This window comes from Micromonospora sp. NPDC048894 (assembly GCF_040649765.1).
Classification (GTDB): Bacteria; Actinomycetota; Actinomycetes; order Mycobacteriales; family Micromonosporaceae; genus Micromonospora; species Micromonospora antibiotica.
This window is the reverse complement of record NZ_JBEZFY010000001.1, coordinates 620,693-636,075: the sequence shown is the minus strand read 5'-3', so window position 1 is coordinate 636,075 and position 15,383 is coordinate 620,693. Positions and strand designations below refer to the sequence as shown.

The following is a 15,383-nucleotide window of genomic DNA, read 5'->3' as shown; positions in this document are numbered from 1 at the left end:
AGGATGGTGCACATGCCGCTGTTCTCCCGCTCCGGGCGGTCCGTACTGGGACGGACCGTCGGCACCGGCATCCGCGCCACCCGCCTGCTGCTGCGCGGCTCGGTCAACGGCGGACGCTGGATGACCCGACGGGCCGGTTCGGCCCGCGCGAAGGGTGCCGGCGGAGAGACCGGCATGGTCCGCCTCTTCGACCTGCACGCCGTCTCCTGTGCCGGGGACACGTTGATCGCCATCGGCCTGGCCGGGACCATCTTCTTCGACGTCCCGCTCGGTGAGGCACGCAGCAAGGTGGCGCTCTACCTGCTGGTCACGATGGTGCCGTTCGCGATGCTGGCACCCGTGGTCGGCCCCCTGCTCGACCACTTCCGGCACGGCCGGCGGTACGCGCTGGCCACCACCATGCTCGGCCGGGCCTTCCTGGCCTGGCTGATCTCGGACTACATCGGCAGCCTCGGGCTCTATCCCGCCGCGTTCGGGGTGCTGGCGCTGTCCCGGGCGTACGGGGTGGCCCGGTCCGCCGCCGTGCCCCGACTGCTGCCGGAGGGGCTCGGACTGTCCCAGGTGGGGGCGCGGGCCAGTGTCTACGGCACGGTGGCCGGGGCGTTGGTGGCCCCGCTGGGGTTGGCGGCGTTCTGGTTCGGGCCGCAGTGGCCACTCCGGGTCGCCTCGGTGATCTTCCTGGTCGGCATGGTGATCGCGTTGCGGTTGCCGCCCCGGGCGGACTCCGAGCCACCGGAGCGGGTGCCCCGACCACTGCGGGCGCTGCGCCGCAAGGGGGACCGCCCGTTGGGCCGGGGGCGGCCGGCGGGTCGACTGGTGATCGCCACCCTGATCGGCGCGGCGGGGGTCCGCGCGCTCTACGGTTTCCTGCTGCTCTTCCTGGCGTTCGCGCTCAAGAAGGGGGACCTGACCAACGACCTCTTCGGCCGCCGGCTCAGCGACCAGGCGGCGCTGGGCATCATCGGCGGGGCGCTGGCGATCGGCGGCTTCCTGGCCACCGCGGTCGGCACCCGGCTGCGGATCCACCGACCGGCGGCGATCCAGTCCAGCACGATGATCATCGTGGCCGGGGTGGGCATCCTGACCGTGCTGAAGTTCTCCCTGCCGATGGTGGCGCTGTTCTGCCTGGTCGCAGCCCTGTCCAGCGGCATCGCCAAGCTCGCCGTCGACGCCTCGATCCAGGAACGCATTCCCGAACGGTTGCGGGCCAGCTCCTTCGCCCACTCCGAGACCGCCCTGATGCTCGCCTTCGTCGCCGGTGGTGGGCTCGGCCTCGTCCCGTTCGAGGGCCGCATCGGCATCGCGGTCGCCGCCGGGGTGGGCGTCCTCGCCGCTGCGCGGGGAATCGTCGTCGCGGGCCGGCTGCGCGCCGAGCGGCTGCTGGGCCGACCGTTGACCGACGAGGAGTTGGCCGCCCAGGACCGGGCCGACACCACTGCCGCGCGGACGACCGACCCGGCTTCCGGGGTGACCGACCCGCCCGGTCCTGCCGCCGGCTCCACCGACGCCGCTGCCGGTCGTTCCGCCGGCACGCGGGTCGATATGGCCGGCGATCGTCCGGCCGACAGCGCCGACGACGAGGCGACCGAGGCGGCGGCCCGGGCCGCACCGACCTCACCGGCCCCGAGCGGGGCGGCCGGACGGCACGACGACGGGTTGGCCCCGCCGGGCTACCACATCTACCGGCCGTCCTCGGCGGTCCCGGGCAGCGGTGTCGACGACCAGCCACGGCAGTCGCCGGGGTCGGTGTCGTGACGGGTCTGCTGGTGTTGACCGCCGTACCGGCCGAGGCGGAGGCCGTCCGGGCCGGGCTGGCCGACCCGACGGTGACGGTCCGGACGATCGGCGTGGGACCGGCCGTGGCCGGCGCCGCCACGGCCCGCCTGCTGGCTCTGGCCGAGGCTGCCGGTCGTCCGTACCGGGCGGTGGTCAGCGCGGGGATCGCCGGGGGCTTCGCCGGCCGGGCCCCGGTCGGCGCAACGGTGCTCGCCTCCCGCAGCGTCGCCGCGGACCTCGGGGCCGAGTCCCCGACCGGCTTCATCCCCGTCGACGAGCTGGGGATGCCCCCGGAACTGCTCGGTGGCGGCCCCACCATCGACACCGACCCGGCGCTGCTGGGCGCGCTACGCGCCGCCCTCCCGACGGCCGTCGTCGGGGCGGTGCTCACGGTCAGCACGGTCACCGGCACCGCCGCGAGCACCACCGCCCTGGCCGACCGGCACCCCGACGCGGTGGCCGAGGCCATGGAGGGGTACGCGGTGGCGGTCGCCGCCGCGCAGGCCGGCCTCCCCTTCGTCGAGCTGCGTACCGTCTCCAATCCGATCGGTCCCCGGGACCGCGACGGCTGGCGGATGCGCGAGGCGTTCACCGCCCTGAGCCAGGCTGCCCGCGCGCTGTCCTGACAGATGCGGACGGGTGCTACGGCGGTCGGGGTGCCGGGCCGACCGGGCGTCGCAGGGACATGGCGAGCGGGCGACCGGCGGCCACCCGGAAACCGCAGGATGCCAGGAAAGAGCTGCTGAACTGGTCCTCGACCACCGTGTGGACCAGGCCGATGCCCATGTCCTCCATCCGCTGCGCCATGGCCGCCACCAGCCGGCCACCGATGCCGATCCGACGGTGCCCGGCCGCGACCAACACCCCGTCGAGCACCAGCTCGCGCGGCCAGTCCAGGTCGTCGCCGTAGATCAGCTGCGGATCACGCTCGTGGGCACGCAACTCCCCCAGCAGGGTGCCGTCGGGCAGTTCGGCCACAAACCGCCAGGCCGTCGAGGGCCGGCCGTCGCCGATCACCCAGCGGACCGTTGCGTCCCGACGGACCCGCTCCGCCGCCCGCCTCCGGTCCCGGTAACCCCGGTTCCGTTCATACGCCGCCGGCGGCAACCGCAGCGGCCACAGCGGGGGCGGCAGGTTGTACCAGTCCGCCCACCAGGCACCCGGCCAGTCCTTCGGCTCCCGCACCGGCCAGACGTCGAGGTGGGCCGGATAGCGCCGACCGGCGGTGTCCCGTAGGTCGTCGTGCGGCACCGGCGGCAGCGAACAGGTCACCCCGGCGGTCGGCGCCTGGACGGTCGACGTGGCGGTGATCGGGGGCAGGGCTGCGGGCGGGGGCGGGCCGTCGGTCGGGGGCGGGGCGTCCGTCGGGGGCGGGGCGTCGGTCGGCGCGGGAGGTGAGGTGGTGGGCAGTGAGGTGGTGGGCAGTGAGATCGTCAGGGTGCCACCGACGGCCCGCACCAGTCGCTCGACCGTGTGGAACCGTGGATCGGCCGCACTGCCGGACTCGATCCGGGCGATGGTCGCCTGGGGCACCCCCGAACGCCGGGCCAGCTCCCGCTGGCTCAGGTCGGCCTCCCGGCGCAGCGCCCGCACCGTCCGGCCCAGATCGGCCGGCAGGGCCTCCTCCGTCGTCACACCACCATGCTCCCGGTGCTACGCCTCGGCTTCAACAACCTCATCTCCGACTGTGGACAACCCTGTGGAAAACCGGTGGAGCTGGGGACAAGGTAGCAAGCTCGCGTCCTTTAGAGCTGATGACGTCAGCGATTCACGGATTGGTCTATCCAGGCATACCGACCAAAGACGTCGGTGACGGATAGGTCTTGAAAGATAGATAAGTCTTGAAAGACGGATGGGTCTTGAGACCGGTGAGGGAGTCCCGGGCCGCTTCCGGCTCATGCCCCGGGTCGTCAGCCCGCCATGGTCTCGACACCGGTGTCCGGCCGGGTAGCGCGGCCCCGGGCATACCGAGAAAAGGTCAAACCACCACGCCTCGGCCAGGGTGGGGTACGCGTCACCTCCGCGCCCGGCGCTCCGCCCCACGCTGACCCCGCCACCACTCCGCCACACCCTCACCCCGCCACCGCCCTACCCCACGCTGACCCCGCCACCGCCCTACCCCACGCTGACCCCGCCACCGCCCCGCCCCACGCTGACCCCGCTGCCGCTCGACCCCAGGCTGACCCCGCTGCCGCTCGGCCCGCGCTGACTCGATGGCGTCATCAGCTCGAAAGGGCGCACACGTAGTACTCGTCGCCCCGCCCCGCCCCGCCCGGGCCTGGTGGGATCACGAGCCGGACGCAGGTCCTCCCGAGCGGGTGAGACCCACCGGGCCAGAACGACCCGGCCAGAACAGCCCACCGGCCAGAACGGGCCCACCGCACGGCCAGAACGGCCCGCCGGCCAGAACGGGCCCGCGCACGGCCAGAACGGGCCCACCGGCCAGAACGGCCGCCGGGGGTGGGCGGGGTGGGCGTCACATCGGGGGATGGCGGGGCGGATGCCGCAGCGGCGCTACCGTGGGGGCGTGGCGCTCTCCCTGGCGATCTCCCCCTGCCCCAACGACACCTTCGTCTTCGACGCGCTGGTGCACGGCCGGGTGCCGGGTGCGCCGCCGGTCGAGGTGACCTTCGCCGACGTCGACGTCACCAACACCGCCGCCGAACGGGGGGCCTTCGACCTGGTGAAGGTCAGCTACGCGGCGCTGCCCTGGCTGCTCGACGACTACCACCTGCTGCCCTGCGGCGGTGCGCTCGGCCGGGGCTGCGGCCCCCTCGTACTCACCCGTGGCACCGAAGCTCAGGACGCCACCACCGACGGCACCACCACCGACGGCACCACCACCGCAGGCGGGGCCACCACCGATGCCAGCACGGCAACCGGGCCCGCCAGCACGGCCACCCGGCCGGCCAGCGCAGCCGGCGGGGCGGGGCGGGCGGACCGGGTCGACCTGAGCGGGGCCACGGTGGCGGTGCCGGGTGACCGGACCACCGCGTACCTGCTGTTCCGGCTCTGGTCGGCGGGACAGCCACCGGCCCGGATCGAGATCGTGCCGTTCCACGAGATCATGCCGGGCGTGGCGGCCGGCCGCTACGACGCCGGCCTGGTGATCCACGAGGCCCGGTTCACCTACCACCGGCACGGGTTGACCGCGCTGGTGGACCTGGGTGAGTGGTGGGAGGCCGACACCGGCCTACCCATCCCGCTCGGGGCGATCCTGGCCCGCAAGGGCACGGTCGATCCGGTGGCCGCCGCCGGCTGGATCCGGGAGTCGGTACGCCAGGCGTGGGCCGACCCGTCGGCCAGCCGGGGGTACGTGCTCGCGCACGCGCAGGAGATGGAGCCCGACGTGGTGGACCGGCACATCGGCCTCTACGTCAACGAGTTCACCGCCGACCTGGGGGACGCGGGGTTCGCCGCCGTGGAGGCGCTGCTGGGCCGGGCTGCCGACGCTGGGCTGGTGCCTCAGACCTCCAACTCGCTGGCCACCGCGTGGACCAGCTGAGCGATCTTCTGCGCGGTCTTGCGGTCGGGGAAGCGGCCCCGGCGCAGGTCCGGCTGCACCTTCGCCTCCAGCACCTTGATCATGTCCTCGACCAGACCGTGCAACTCCTCGGCCGGCCGGCGGCGCAGCTCCGCCATGGACGGCGGGGCGTCCAGCAGCTTGACCCCCATCGCCTGGGCGCCACGCCGGCTGTCCACCACGCTGAAGTCGACCCGTTGACCGCCCTTGAGGTCGGTGACACCCGCCGGCAGCGCGCCCTTCGGCAGGAACACGTCGCCACCCTCGTCGCTGGTGACGAACCCGTATCCCTTGGCCGCGTCATACCACTTCACTCGACCCGTCGGCACCTTGGAAACCCCTGCTTCACTCGATACGACTACTGCTCCAAGGCTAGCCCGATGATCCGGTCGAGCGCCGCCGGGAATCCGGTGAGGTCGTCGAGGACCAGCTGCGCTCCGGCGGCCCGCAGGTCGTCCGCCGGGCACGGGCCGGTCGCCACCGCCACCCCCGGGATACCGGCCGCCCCGGCCGCCACCATGTCCGCCACGTGGTCACCGACGTAGAGCGCGGCACCGTGCTCCCGCAACGACGTCGCCTTCTGCTCGGCGAACAGGTCCCCGGCCAACTCGTCGACCGCCAGCCCGAGGTGGTCCAGGTGCAGCCGGGCCAACCGGCCGATCTTGGAGGTGACGACCATCACCCGGCCGCCGTGTGCGTGCACCGCGTCGACCGCCTCCCGGGCGCCGGGCATCGGCACCGACGGGGCGATCGCGTACGCCGGGTACAGCTCCCGGTAGAGGACCACCGCCTCCTCGATCCGCTCGGTCGGGAACCAGTGGGCGAGTTCGGTGCGCAGCGGCGGACCGAGCCGGGAGACCGCCAGTTCGGCGTCGACCGGCACACCGGTGCGGGCGGTGAGCGCCCGGTAGGCGGCGGCGATGCCGGGGCGGGAGTCGATCAGGGTCATGTCGAGGTCGAAACCGACCATCAGCGCGGACATTCTGCGAAGGTACCCGGACAGGTCAGTCCGAGCCGGACGTCCGGGGGGCGCAATCGCCCGCCTGCGGGCTAGCGTGGAACGACGATGACCACCTCACTCGCCGACCAGTTGCGCGCGCTGCCCGACGAGGCGCTCGCCGCGCTGCTCCAGCTGCGCCCCGACCTCGTCGTACCGGTGCCGGCCGACGTCTCCGCGCTCGCCCTGCGGGCCGAGTCGCGGGTGTCGGTCGCCCGCGCGCTCGACGGGCTGGACCAGTTCACCCTCCAGATCCTCGACGCCGCCCGGCTCACCCGGCACCCCTCGGACGGCACCAGCTCCACCGAGGCGGTGCTCGCCATGGCCACCGCCGGGCCGCACCCACCCGCCCCGACCACCGTCCGCAGTGCGCTCGACCGGCTCCGCGCCCGGTTCCTGCTGTACGGCCCGGAGCAGGCGCTGCGGGTCGCCGGCAGCGTGGACGAGCTCGCCCCGTACCCGGCGGGGCTGGGGCGACCGGCCGACGAGCTGGACCCGCGGGCGGCGGCGCTGTGTGCGGACGCCGCGAAGCTGCGCCGGACGCTGCTCGCCGCGCCCCCGTCGGCGCGGGCGATCCTGGACCGGCTCGCCGCCGGCCCGCCCGTCGGCAGCGTGCCGCCGGGCTCACTCCAGGCCCCGGCGCTCGGCGCGGAGGCCGACCTGCCGCCCGACCCCACCAACGGCGGTGCCCCGACCGGGTCGCCGGTGCGTTGGCTGGTCGAGGCGCGGCTGCTGGTGGCGGTCTCCGCCGGGACGGTCGAGCTGCCCCGCGAGGTGGGGTTGCTGCTGCGCCGCGACACCGGCCCGCTCGGGCCGCTGCGGACCAGCCCACCCCCGGTCGACGCACCACCCCGCGAACCGAAGGCCGCCGACTCCGCCGGGGTCGGGCAGACCATGGAGGTGGTACGGCACACCGAGGCGCTGCTGGAGGAGCTGACCGGCGAGCCGGCCCCGGTGCTGCGCTCCGGCGGGGTCGGGGTCCGCGACCTGCGCCGGCTGGCCCGTGCGGTGGCCCTGGACGAGTCGACGACCGCGCTCCTGGTCGAGGTTGCGTACGCGGCCGGTCTCCTCGGTGAGCTGGACCTGCCCGCCGCCGCCAGCCGCTACGGCGGAGAGCAGCAGGTGCTGCCCACCGGGGCGTACGAGGTGTGGCGGGCGATGTCGCTGGCCCACCGCTGGGAGCAGTTGGCCCGGGGTTGGTTGACGATGAGCCGGCAGGCCGGCCTGGTGGGGCAGCGCGACGACCGGGACCGGCCGATCAGTGTGCTCTCCGCCGAGGCGGAACGGGCCGGTGCGCCGGCCGCCCGCCGGGCGGTGCTCGGGGTGCTGGCCGACCTGGAACCGGGTACCGCCCCCACCGTCGATGAGGTGCTGGCGCTGCTCGACTGGCGGGCACCCCGGCGCAGCAGGGGGCGGGAGGCCGCACACCGGGAGGTGCTGACCGAGGCGGCCCGGCTCGGGGTGACCGGCCTCGGTGCGCTCACCTCGTACGGGCGGCTGCTGCTCGCGAGCGTCACGGAGCCCGACGAGCGGGGCGGGGACGACCCGCTGGGGTTGCGCACCGACACCGAGAGCGGTGACCCCTCGGGCACGGTGCGGGCGTTGGACGCCCTGCTCCCCGCCCCGGTCGACCATTTCCTGGTGCAGGCCGACCTGAGCGTGGTGGTGCCCGGCCCACCGGACCCGACGTTGGCCGGTGAGCTGGAGGCGGTGACCGAGCCGGAGTCGGCGGGTGGGGCCAGCGTGCACCGGGTCACCACGGCCAGTGTCCGGCGGGCCCTTGACGCCGGTTACACCGCCGACGACCTGCACGAACTGTTCCGCCGCCGGTCGCGTACCCCGATCCCGCAGGGGTTGACCTACCTGGTGGACGACGTGGCCCGGCAGCACGGCGGGTTGCGGGTCGGCTCCGCCGGTGGGTACGTGCGCAGTGACGACGAGGCGCTGCTGGCGGAGGTGCTGGCCGACCGGCGGTTGACGCCGTTGGCGTTCCGCCGGCTGGCCCCGACGGTGCTGTGCACGTCCTACCAGGTGGGGCGGATGCTGACCGCACTGCGTGACGCCGGGTACGCCCCGGTGCCGGAGGACGCCAGCGGCACGATGGTGCTGGCCCGTCCCCGGGTCCGGCGGGCCCCGGCCCGGGTGCCGACCGGCCGGGCGGTGGACCCGCTGGCCACGCCCCGGTTGGCGCTGCCCCGGCTGCTCGGTGTGGTGGAGCAGATCCGGCGGGGTGAGGCGGCGGCGCGGGCGGCCCGGCGGGCCCCGGCGGTGGTCCGCGGCGGCGCGGCCCGGGCTGCGGCCGGTCCGCTACCCGCGCACGGTCACGCCGAGGCCCTGGCGGTGCTCCAGCAGGCGGTCCGGGACAAGGCGCTGGTCTGGGTCGGTTACGTCGACGCGCACGGGGCGACGCTGTCCCGGCTGCTGCGGCCGGTGTCGATCGGCGCGGGTTACCTGCGTGCCGAGGACGAGCGGACCGAGATGCTGCACACCTTCGCCCTGCACCGGATCACCGCGGCGGTGCGGGAGGACTGACCGGCACCCCGGCACCCCCGTCACCCGTGGCCGACGTGCGGCGCGACGGTCACTGCCGACGCTCAGCGGCGGCTGCGGCGTACGGTGCCGACGACGGAGACGATGAGCAGCAGGGCGAAGCCGGTGCCGGCGGCCTCACCGACCGAGTCGATGAAGCCCTGCCGTTGCACCAACCAGCCGAAGAGGAACCAGCCGACGACGGCGATCCCGGCGACGGCGTACCCGACCATGGTGGCCGTGGAGACCTCGTCGGTCGGTGTCACCCGGTCGCCGTTCGACGCGTCCTCGGCGATCATCTCGTGATCGACGGTCATCCCAGCCCTCCCACCCCGTCCGGCCCCTGACTTCCAGGGTGGCACCCGGTTGCCAGGACGGACAGGGGGAAATACCCCCGATCCGGCCCCTATGGACAACTACCGAGGTGCCGGAGGCGAGACGGGCTGCGGCGAGACGGGTCAGGGCCGGCGCGGCGGTGTTGCCGGGCAGGGGCGCAGGAGGTGCGGGTCAGGTGCCGGGGCGGCGGCCGACCAGGACCACCCGGGAGCCCACCTTGCCCAGCTCCCACCAGCGCACCGCGTCGGTGTGCAGCAGGTTGACGCAGCCGTGCGAACCGATGCCCGCGTTGTGCAGGTAGGTGGTGGTCTCGTGGAAGCCGATCCCGCCGTTGAAGCGCTGCCAGTAGGGCAGCCACACCTCGTACGGGTTGGACCACTCCTTGAGGTTGCGCAGGTTCACCTTGTAGGTGCCGGCGGGGGTGGCGTACCCGGCCATTCCGGTGCGGGTGACGGTGGGCTTGGCGACCACCTTGCCGTCGCGCATCACCCAGGTGGTCTGCCGGGTGAGGTCCACGCAGAAGGTGGTGCCGGAGCCGGCGGAGCAGCGCTTGACGTCGGTGGTGGCGAGTCGCTTCGCCACGTCGAGCGTCAACGGGCCGGCACGACCCTCGGCGGGGCGGATGTCGTACCGCTGCTGGAACTTCTTGATCGCGGCGCAGTCGGCGTCGGTCTGCCGACCGTCCACGGTGACCGTGCCGAACCCGCCCAGCCGGGCCAGGTACGTCTCCACCTCACGCTGGTGCTCGCCCAGCTGGCAGCGGGTCTGGTTGGACTTCTGCGGGACACGCGGGCGACGCCCGGTCGACGCCTTCGGGGTCTTGGTGGCGCGGACCTTCTGCTGCGGCTTCTCCCGGTGCCGGGGCTTCGTGTCGGACCCGGTCAGCTGGTCGGGCAGGGAGCCAGCGCCCGCCCCCGTTACCTGTTCCGCACTGCCGACCGGGGCGAGCCCTCCTCCAGTGCCACCCGGGTCGGCCTGCGGCACGGACGCACACCCACCCGCGCCGACCAGCATGACCATGGCCAGGGCGACGACCCGGGCTCTGTGGCGGACCTGCATCGTGTGCCTCCCCGGATCGGTCGTCCCACTGGTAGACGTGTGTCCCCCGGGAAACGTTGCACCCATTGCGAAGATTTTCTGGCAGTCTCCCACCCCCGTGCAACACTGGATGGTCGACCTGCGGCGGGATCCGCCGCAGATCGGGGAATCCGGCCGAGGAGAGGGACCTGGCGTGAGCGGTGGACCACTGATCGTGCAGTCGGACAAGACCCTGCTGCTGGAGATCGACCACCCGGACGCGCAGGCCTGCCGGATGGCGATCGCGCCCTTCGCCGAGCTGGAGCGTTCCCCGGAGCACGTGCACACCTACCGGCTCACCCCGCTGGGCCTGTGGAACGCCCGCGCCGCCGGCCACGACGCCGAGGCGGTGGTCGACGCGCTGCTGAAATACTCCCGCTATCCGGTGCCGCACGCCCTGCTGGTGGACGTGGCCGACACGATGGACCGGTACGGCCGGCTCCAGCTCGCCAACGACCCGGCGTACGGCCTGGTGCTGCGCGGGTTGGACCGGATGGTGCTGATCGAGGTCGCCAAGAGCAAGAAGCTCGCCGGGATGCTCGGTGACAAGATCGACGACGACACGATCCGGGTGCACCCGTCCGAGCGGGGTCGACTCAAGCAGGCGCTGCTCAAGCTGGGCTGGCCGGCGGAGGACCTGGCCGGGTACGTCGACGGTGAGGCGCACCAGATCGAGCTGGCCGAGGCCGGCAAGGACGGCGGCAAGCCGTGGACGCTGCGGTCGTACCAGCGGGAGGCGGTGGAGGCGTTCTGGGCCGGTGGTTCCGGGGTGGTGGTGCTGCCCTGCGGCGCGGGCAAGACCATGGTCGGCGCGGCGGCGATGGCCGAGGCGAAGGCGACCACGCTGATCCTGGTCACCAACACGGTCGCGGGCCGGCAGTGGAAGCGGGAGCTGATCGCCCGCACCTCGCTCACCGAGGAGGAGATCGGGGAGTACTCCGGCGAGCGCAAGGAGATCCGGCCGGTCACCATCGCCACGTACCAGGTGCTCACCTCGCGGCGCGGCGGCGCGTTCACCCACCTGGACCTGTTCGGGGCCCGCGACTGGGGTCTGGTCGTCTATGACGAGGTGCACCTGCTGCCCGCGCCGATCTTCCGGTTCACCGCGGACCTCCAGGCCCGCCGCCGGCTGGGCCTGACGGCCACCCTGGTCCGCGAGGACGGCCGGGAGGGTGACGTGTTCAGCCTGATCGGCCCCAAGCGGTACGACGCGCCGTGGAAGGACATCGAGTCGCAGGGCTGGATCGCCCCGGCCGAGTGCACCGAGGTCCGGGTCACCCTGACCGACGCGGAGCGGATGTCGTACGCGACGGCGGAGGCGGAGGAGCGTTACCGGATGGCGGCGACCGCCCGCACGAAGCTGCCGGTGGTCCGCGCCCTCGTGCAGCGGCACCCCGACGACCAGGTGCTGGTGATCGGGGCCTACATCGACCAGTTGCACCAGCTCGGGGAGTACCTGGACGCGCCGATCATCCAGGGTTCCACCACCAACAAGGAGCGCGAGCGGCTGTTCGACGCGTTCCGCTCCGGCGAGCTGCGGACCCTGGTCATCTCGAAGGTGGGCAACTTCTCCATCGACCTGCCGGAGGCGGCGGTGGCGATCCAGGTGTCCGGCACGTTCGGCTCCCGGCAGGAGGAGGCCCAGCGGTTGGGTCGGGTGCTCCGGCCGAAGGCCGACGGCCGGCAGGCGCACTTCTACACGGTGGTCTCCCGGGACACCATCGACACCGAGTACGCCGCCCACCGCCAGCGCTTCCTCGCCGAGCAGGGGTACGCGTACACCATCGTCGACGCCGACGACGTCCTCGGCCCGCCCCTGCCCACGGTCGACTGACCTGCGCGGTGGGGTGCCGGCAGCCGGTCGCGGCAGGCATGCCCCACGCGCAGGGCGGCTGCGGCCGGGTCGGGGTGCGCTGGTCCCTCGCGCGCCCGGGCCCCGTTGCGTCGGTCCTCTCGCCCTGCGTGCGGCGGGGGTGGGTTGTCCCTCGTGCGTCCTTTGGAGCTGATGACGTCAGCGATTCAGCCGGCATTTCCTCGACTCGCTCAGCCGGGGTCGTCCCGCCCGACAGGCGGTCGTCTCCCCCGGCGGGTACGGTGTCCACAGTCGACTGTGGACACCGGCACGTCGAAGGGGATCCGAGTGAAGCGCCGAATTCTGCACGTCCTGACGATCGCGGTCGTCGCCGTCCCGGGCACCGCGGTGGCCGCCGCGCCGGCCTCGGCCAGCGACGCGCCCGGCTACGTCTGCAACCTCACCCAGAACACCTGGCTGCGCACGGCACCGCACGGCCAGGTGCTGCGCACCCTGACCGCCGGACGTGGGTTCCGCTGGCACGGCCAGGGCTCCTCCGAGGACAACGACACCTGGATCTACGGCCACGGCGCCGAGGACCCGTCCCTGGACGGCTGGGTCCCGGCCGGCAACACCACCTGCTGACCCCACCCGCCGGTATACGCCACCATGATCCACTAAGGGGAGCCGATGTAGCATCGCCGGGATTGCTCGGCAGCGCTACATCGGCTCCCTTGAGTTCATCACGGCGTGCCCGGAAGGCTCAGTTCCGCCGGGGCGGGATGCCGATCTCCTCGATCCGGGCCAGGATGGCCGCGCCGAAGGCAGCGAATCCCACTTCCGGATCCGGCTGCCGAACAAACGCATCGCCTTCCCGCGAGGAGGCCAGCAGACAGGTCGCGTCATAGAGACCCGCGTTCCGGAGGCGCTTGCAGAGGATCACGTACCGGTCGAGGTACGACGTCTCGCCGAAGGCCGGGTCGACGGGGAACGTGCCGCTACGCGGCACACTCCTCCGCAGGGAACGGGGCTCCTCCTCCACCAGCAGCAGGTAGCCGAGCCACGGTCGCACCGCCCCGAGCAGGCCATGGTCGTACGCCTGCCGCAGGTCGACCGCGCTGCCGATCGCTTCTTCACTGCGGTTGTTGGAGTTGTTGCCGAACGAGGGGCCGAAGTGCGACTTGAATTCGATCGCGGCGACGAGCGCACCCTCGTGGATCACCACGAGATCCCACTGCTTGGCGGCCCGGAAGTAACCGGGAAGTGTCACACCGGATTTGCAGCGGACCGCATCGGGAGGAAACCCGGCATCACGGAAGACATCTGCGAGGAGTTCCGTGATGGCGTCGAGATGACCGCCGCCGGTGACCGCTCCTCGCAACCCGGTGTCGGCCCGACCCGACAGCACCTTCCTGGCGGCCTGCGATTCTCGCACCAGCCAGGAGCTACGCACCGCCTCCTCGAGCGAGTGCTGATCCATCGATCATCTCTCCGAACTCTTCGATCCCGTACACGCGTAGCGCCACCCTTGTCGCCGCACGAGTGTCCCGCCGGTCGAAGGCGCTGGTGAGAGCAGCCCGGTCGGCGGTCGAGATCAGCTCAGGCCGCGGGACACGGATCCGACGCAGATACTGGGCCTGGAAACGAAGGGTGCCGCCCCGCATCCTAACGGCATAGGCCTCCACAAAGGCCTGCGCGACACCCGAGAGCAGAAGTCCACCGAGGACTCGGAGGTCCCAGGAATCGGAGACGATGTAATAAAGATTGTGGTGCGGATAGAAGCCACCCTTGTCCAGGACGGGGTGAATCGTGGTCTTCATGTCCGGAAAGAGCAACTTGGGGCGCTCGACCAGAGAATGGTCGACCTTGTCGATGGTCCGGTACCACTGCGCGGGACGCCGACCGGCCACATGCCGACGCCTGAGGGCCGCCGAGTGTCGCTGGTAGTAGGCCCGCAGTCGAGGCAGCGCCGCCAGGTCCACGAGCTGACCATCCGCGTCCCAGGGGTTGACCAGATAGTGGCCCGACCAGGAGTGACATCCCGACGTCGTGTCCCTGACCATCGACAACGGCAGCAACCGCCGCGGCTCGACATCGGCGTCCGTCGTGATGAAGACGCTGTCGGCACCGGTGGCCACGCCGATACCGACCCTGGTCCCCGTGTGAGCGTCCTCCAATGGCGGAAAACGATCATTCAGCTCTTCGATCAGCGCCAGCCGGGACGGTGAACCCGCTGGCCAGGACTCGCCCCCGGTGAACCAGTGCGGCAGCCGGGCAACCTCGTACCTGGTGCTCACCCCGGCCGCCGGCACCGGCCGTAACCCCGGGGCAGACATCGCCTCCGCCAACCCGGGGGCGTCCTGCGCCCCGAACCCCCGCCGGGTCTCCACCACCACAGCCTCACCCTGGCCGGCCCGGCGGATGACCGTGACGGCCGGATAGGCCGACACCTGCCTCTCGAACGCGTCGACATCGTGCATGTTCACGGTGATGTCGACGCTGTAACCGGCGGCGATCAGCTCCCGTAGCTGCCGGCCGTACTGGTTGCGCATCCACCGGTCGGCACAGATGAACGCGAGGACCCCACCCGACGCCAGGGAACGTAACCCCTGCTCGAAGAAGCCGACGTAGAGATCGGAGCGGCCGGTCATGGTCGGGCAGGCGGCACGGTAGGCGAGCATGCGGTCCGCCGGCACGTCCTCCAGTCGGACGTACGGGGGATTGCCCACGACGAAGTCCACGCCGTCCGGAACGTCCGGGTCGAGCAGGTAGTCCCCCTGCCGAACCCACGCCGTCGCCACCTCGCGCGCCTCGGGAAGCGACCAACCCTCGTTGACCAGAACCTCCCGCACCAGTCTTCTGCTGGCCGTCACGTTCGAGGTCAACAGGTCGAAAGCGTGAACCGCCCGCCTGGCGTCGAGCAGCGGCCGGTCGTGCTTCCGGCACGAGTCGCTGACCCGGGCGGCCATCGCGGCCAGGAATGCCCCACCGCCGCAGGCCGGCTCGACCGCCGTCAGCGGCGCGAGGTCGCGGTCAGGGGTGTAGCCAGCCAGGTCGAGGATCAGGTCGACCACCCAACGGCGGGTGAAGACCTCGCCGTGCTCGACCGACTCCGCCGGGATGGCGGTCAGCGACGACAGCATCTCGCCGAGCATGAGCTGCCGCGTCTCCCCTGCCACCGCCTTCACCCGACGAGCATAGGGCAGCAGGCCCGCCACAGATCAGACCAGCACACCGACCACGCGGCGACCGGTCACCGCCGGGTGGACTCCTGCACCCATCGACCGCGGCCGACCCAGCCCCGGTGATCAAGAGGTTTGCGTCAATCTGAAGATCAAAGTTGACGCAAACCT

General features: G+C 72.6%; 13 protein-coding genes and 1 pseudogene. 7 read left to right on the top strand and 7 right to left on the bottom strand.

The annotated features are described in order from the left end of the window. Positions 1–12 precede the first annotated feature (12 nt). Positions 13–1,410, top strand: a pseudogene (locus tag AB0C22_RS03000) (MFS transporter); the annotation flags it as partial. A 341-nt stretch (positions 1,411–1,751) separates the two neighbouring features. After that, complete coding sequence (locus AB0C22_RS02995) at positions 1,752–2,402, top strand: futalosine hydrolase (protein WP_357533157.1); 651 nt, start codon at positions 1,752–1,754, stop codon at positions 2,400–2,402. A gap of 16 nt (positions 2,403–2,418) precedes the next feature. Here AB0C22_RS02995 and AB0C22_RS02990 read toward each other — a convergent pair whose 3' ends face one another. Continuing rightward, positions 2,419–3,411 (bottom strand): GNAT family N-acetyltransferase, encoded by a 993-nt coding sequence (locus AB0C22_RS02990; protein ID WP_357533155.1) that lies wholly within the window; start codon positions 3,409–3,411, stop codon positions 2,419–2,421. Between the two features lie 367 nt (positions 3,412–3,778). Here AB0C22_RS02990 and AB0C22_RS02985 point away from each other — a divergent pair, with 367 nt between their 5' ends. Then, the gene (locus AB0C22_RS02985) at positions 3,779–3,985 is read left to right on the top strand and encodes a hypothetical protein (RefSeq protein WP_357533153.1); all 207 of its coding nucleotides are present in this window, start codon (positions 3,779–3,781) and stop codon (positions 3,983–3,985) included. Positions 3,986–4,303: 318 nt separating this feature from the next. Continuing rightward, positions 4,304–5,281, top strand: coding sequence for a 1,4-dihydroxy-6-naphthoate synthase (locus AB0C22_RS02980; RefSeq protein ID WP_357533151.1), 978 nt, complete (start codon positions 4,304–4,306; stop codon positions 5,279–5,281). On the opposite strand, the gene AB0C22_RS02975 is transcribed toward AB0C22_RS02980, so the two are convergent. Both AB0C22_RS02975 and AB0C22_RS02970 read right to left on the bottom strand, forming a co-directional pair. Then, positions 5,242–5,628 (bottom strand): cold shock domain-containing protein, encoded by a 387-nt coding sequence (locus AB0C22_RS02975; protein WP_204925856.1) that lies wholly within the window; start codon positions 5,626–5,628, stop codon positions 5,242–5,244. The two genes, AB0C22_RS02980 and AB0C22_RS02975, sit on opposite strands and share 40 nt — an antisense overlap. Before the next feature lie 29 nt (positions 5,629–5,657). Further along, positions 5,658–6,281 carry an HAD hydrolase-like protein gene (locus AB0C22_RS02970; RefSeq protein WP_219466109.1) on the bottom strand — a complete coding sequence of 208 codons (624 nt, stop codon included), beginning with the start codon at positions 6,279–6,281 and terminating at the stop codon, positions 5,658–5,660. 84 nt (positions 6,282–6,365) lie between these two features. On the opposite strand from AB0C22_RS02970, the gene AB0C22_RS02965 reads away from it, so the two are divergent. Continuing rightward, complete coding sequence (locus tag AB0C22_RS02965; RefSeq protein WP_357533148.1) at positions 6,366–8,828, top strand: helicase-associated domain-containing protein; 2,463 nt, start codon at positions 6,366–6,368, stop codon at positions 8,826–8,828. Positions 8,829–8,890: 62 nt separating this feature from the next. On the opposite strand, the gene AB0C22_RS02960 is transcribed toward AB0C22_RS02965, so the two are convergent. Further along, positions 8,891–9,142 carry a hypothetical protein gene (locus AB0C22_RS02960; RefSeq protein ID WP_208565612.1) on the bottom strand — a complete coding sequence of 84 codons (252 nt, stop codon included), beginning with the start codon at positions 9,140–9,142 and terminating at the stop codon, positions 8,891–8,893. A gap of 190 nt (positions 9,143–9,332) precedes the next feature. After that, on the bottom strand, positions 9,333–10,220 hold the full coding sequence (locus AB0C22_RS02955) for a L,D-transpeptidase family protein (protein ID WP_357533146.1): 888 nt from the start codon (positions 10,218–10,220) through the stop codon (positions 9,333–9,335). A 172-nt stretch (positions 10,221–10,392) separates the two neighbouring features. Here AB0C22_RS02955 and AB0C22_RS02950 point away from each other — a divergent pair, with 172 nt between their 5' ends. Both AB0C22_RS02950 and AB0C22_RS02945 read left to right on the top strand, forming a co-directional pair. Then, a complete protein-coding gene (locus tag AB0C22_RS02950) occupies positions 10,393–12,072 on the top strand; it encodes a DNA repair helicase XPB (RefSeq protein ID WP_357533144.1) in 1,680 nt (559 codons plus the stop codon). A 306-nt stretch (positions 12,073–12,378) separates the two neighbouring features. Further along, a complete protein-coding gene (locus tag AB0C22_RS02945) occupies positions 12,379–12,675 on the top strand; it encodes a hypothetical protein (protein ID WP_219466098.1) in 297 nt (98 codons plus the stop codon). Between the two features lie 118 nt (positions 12,676–12,793). Here AB0C22_RS02945 and AB0C22_RS02940 read toward each other — a convergent pair whose 3' ends face one another. Together AB0C22_RS02940 and AB0C22_RS02935 are read right to left on the bottom strand one after the other, a co-directional pair. Then, on the bottom strand, positions 12,794–13,510 hold the full coding sequence (locus AB0C22_RS02940) for a PaeR7I family type II restriction endonuclease (RefSeq protein ID WP_357533142.1): 717 nt from the start codon (positions 13,508–13,510) through the stop codon (positions 12,794–12,796). Continuing rightward, entirely contained in the window at positions 13,476–15,218 is a 1,743-nt protein-coding gene (locus AB0C22_RS02935) for an Eco57I restriction-modification methylase domain-containing protein (protein ID WP_357533140.1), read from the bottom strand. The genes AB0C22_RS02940 and AB0C22_RS02935 overlap by 35 nt, the downstream gene beginning before the upstream one ends. Between the last annotated feature and the right edge of the window lie 165 nt (positions 15,219–15,383).